The 2,336-nt window shown below is 47.9% G+C and carries 2 protein-coding genes; both read left to right on the top strand.

Going from position 1 to position 2,336, the window contains the following annotated elements; all coding sequences use genetic code 11:
- Positions 1-200 precede the first annotated feature (200 nt).
- Positions 201-869, top strand: a complete 669-nt coding sequence (locus D5S03_RS03490; RefSeq protein WP_502697112.1) for a DUF6946 family protein — start codon at positions 201-203, stop codon at positions 867-869.
- A 737-nt stretch (positions 870-1,606) separates the two neighbouring features.
- A partial coding sequence (locus D5S03_RS03495; protein ID WP_502697113.1) for an Rpn family recombination-promoting nuclease/putative transposase occupies positions 1,607-2,336 on the top strand: 730 nt, incomplete at its 3' end.

Raw genomic sequence — 2,336 nt, forward strand, 5'->3', positions numbered from 1 at the left:
GTAATCCAATTCCTTATGATGACCCTCGGCTACTGGGAGAGCCGGGGAGTTACCATGTAGCAGAATGGAGAATGACTGATAAACTTGACAGAGATCTTGTTCTCACTGATGGCAAGTACATGTGCCCCAAGTGCGGCAAAATGTCCCTTGGTTTCCGCGACAGTGGCCTGTGCTGGGATTAAACCAGGAGAAAACCTGCCTTGACCAGAATTTACATCCCCGCCACAAGTGCAGAGCAATGGGCTCAGTTCCTGGCTGAGCCCGCCAGACAGTGGCGTAAAGGCTATTCAGCCCGCACTCTCGCTTATTCTTGGCAAGATGCTGGTGGCTTTCCAGGTGAGGTGGGAGTAGTTCTCGGGTCAAAATTCCCTGCAGCGGAGATGTTACTTGCTTTTCCGGAACACCAGGTTCCACTTCCGGGCGGCTCTCGTCCCTCACAAAATGATATCTGGGTCCTTGCTCGTTCCCAGGGAGAACTTATTTCCATAGCGGTAGAGGGCAAAGTTTCCGAGTCATTCGGCCCCACGATACAGGAATGGCAAGCCCAGTCCAGCCCGGGCAAGACAGCTCGCCTTGAGTTTCTGCAAAGGCTGCTTGAGCTGGACTTAGTCCCCCTCTCCATCCGCTATCAGCTTTTGCACCGCACAGCATCGGCCATCATTGAGGCCCAGAGATTCAACGCTCAGCATGCCGTCATGCTGGTCCACTCCTTCAGTCAGTCCCATGAAGGCTTCCATGACTATGCAGCTTTTGCCGAACTCATGGGTGGCAGCGCAAGCAGAGACAGCATCATTTCAGCAGGTTCTCGTTCCGGTGTGTCACTTCATCTTGCCTGGGTACAGGGCAATACCGTCTGTCTCGACAAATAAAAGGGCCTGACGATTGCCCTGAAAGTGGCACAGGTAATCGTTACCCTTCAGGGGAGCAGGAAGCATGCAAAGCATCCAGAGTTACAGGCAGGCAAACCTTTCCAAAACTCTTTATTCTTCAAAACCGTGCGCGGAGCACCCGCCTGCCCGGTATAATTCCGAAGGACAGCGAAAGCGTATTATACCCGGGTGTGAAGCTGAAGGCTTCCCGTGCCGGAGAAGATTTTTTGGCACCCCAGTTGAATGCCCTGCGGGCTAGCTCATGAGCTATTCAATCACGCCATAGGCGTGACAGGCGGGCGGCTCTGCCGCGCACGGTTGAAGAGAGGCTTCTCATTTCATGCCTGGTATAATTTGGGCAATTCAGACGACTTTTTTCCCATTTTATGCTTGGCATGTTATGGGCAATCTGGCCTTGATTTTACCCGTTTCAAGCTATCCAGGATTATCAGCCAGGACTAACCTTTCTAACCATCCTTGCTTTTAAAAACTTGCAGCGCTGCAAGCGCGAACCGGAGCTCTTCCAAAAATTCACCACCTACCTGGACGGTTTGAGCAGGAAACAGGCTGCATAGCAAGTAAAATACACAAGGAAGGCCCTGCATCACAGGGTCTTCCTGCCAATTTCACAGTAATCTGGTCAATTATTTACCGCATTATAAAAAAATCTCGGACTGATTCAAATAAATCTTGCAAAAACAACCTGGTACAGGTAGTTTTTATATATTAGCAAGAAGATTCCAAATGCACACGACCTCTGTTTTAAGAGTTTCTTCAGCCGAGAGGAGTTTGTCCGGGACTTCATCCAGTACTATCTTCCTGAGGAAATCAAAAAGCACCTGGACCTGACAATCATTGAGATTGATATGGAGGGTTATCTGTCTGAGGAATTCAAAGAATTTTATTCAGACGTGGTAGCCAAGGTTTATTTCAAGGACAGGATTCATGAGCTGGAACTGTATTTCCTGTTTGAGCACAAAAGCAAACCGTACAGGTTCACCATACTGCAGACCCTGAATTACCAGGTGCAGAAATGGATGCGGCTTTTAGTGGATGGTAAACTCGACCAGTACTTGCCAATCATTGTTCCGGTGGTTATTTATAATGGCTATAAGGGGTGGAATTTCAGTGTTCAGTTTGAGGACCTTTTTCAGCTGCCATCTGAGCATTACAAGGATTTCATTCCCCAGTTCCGGCATATTCTGCACGATATCGGACAGATGGATGAAGCTTCATTCAAGACGACCACCATAATGGAGATATTCCATCTGCTCTTGAAATACATATATTATCCTGAGCTGGATACTAAAATCCATGAAATTTATGACCTTTTGGAGAAATTGCCCGATAACGATAAGCTGACTGATTACCTGTTCATTATTGTCAGATACGTTATGGCTTCTGGTGCTATTCCAGAGAAAAGATTGCTTGAGCATACCAAACGTTTTTCAGGGGGTGAGGAAATGA

It is taken from the genome of Desulfonatronospira sp. MSAO_Bac3 (assembly GCF_003838035.1).
Lineage (GTDB): Bacteria > Desulfobacterota > Desulfovibrionia > Desulfovibrionales > Desulfonatronovibrionaceae > Desulfonatronospira > Desulfonatronospira thiodismutans.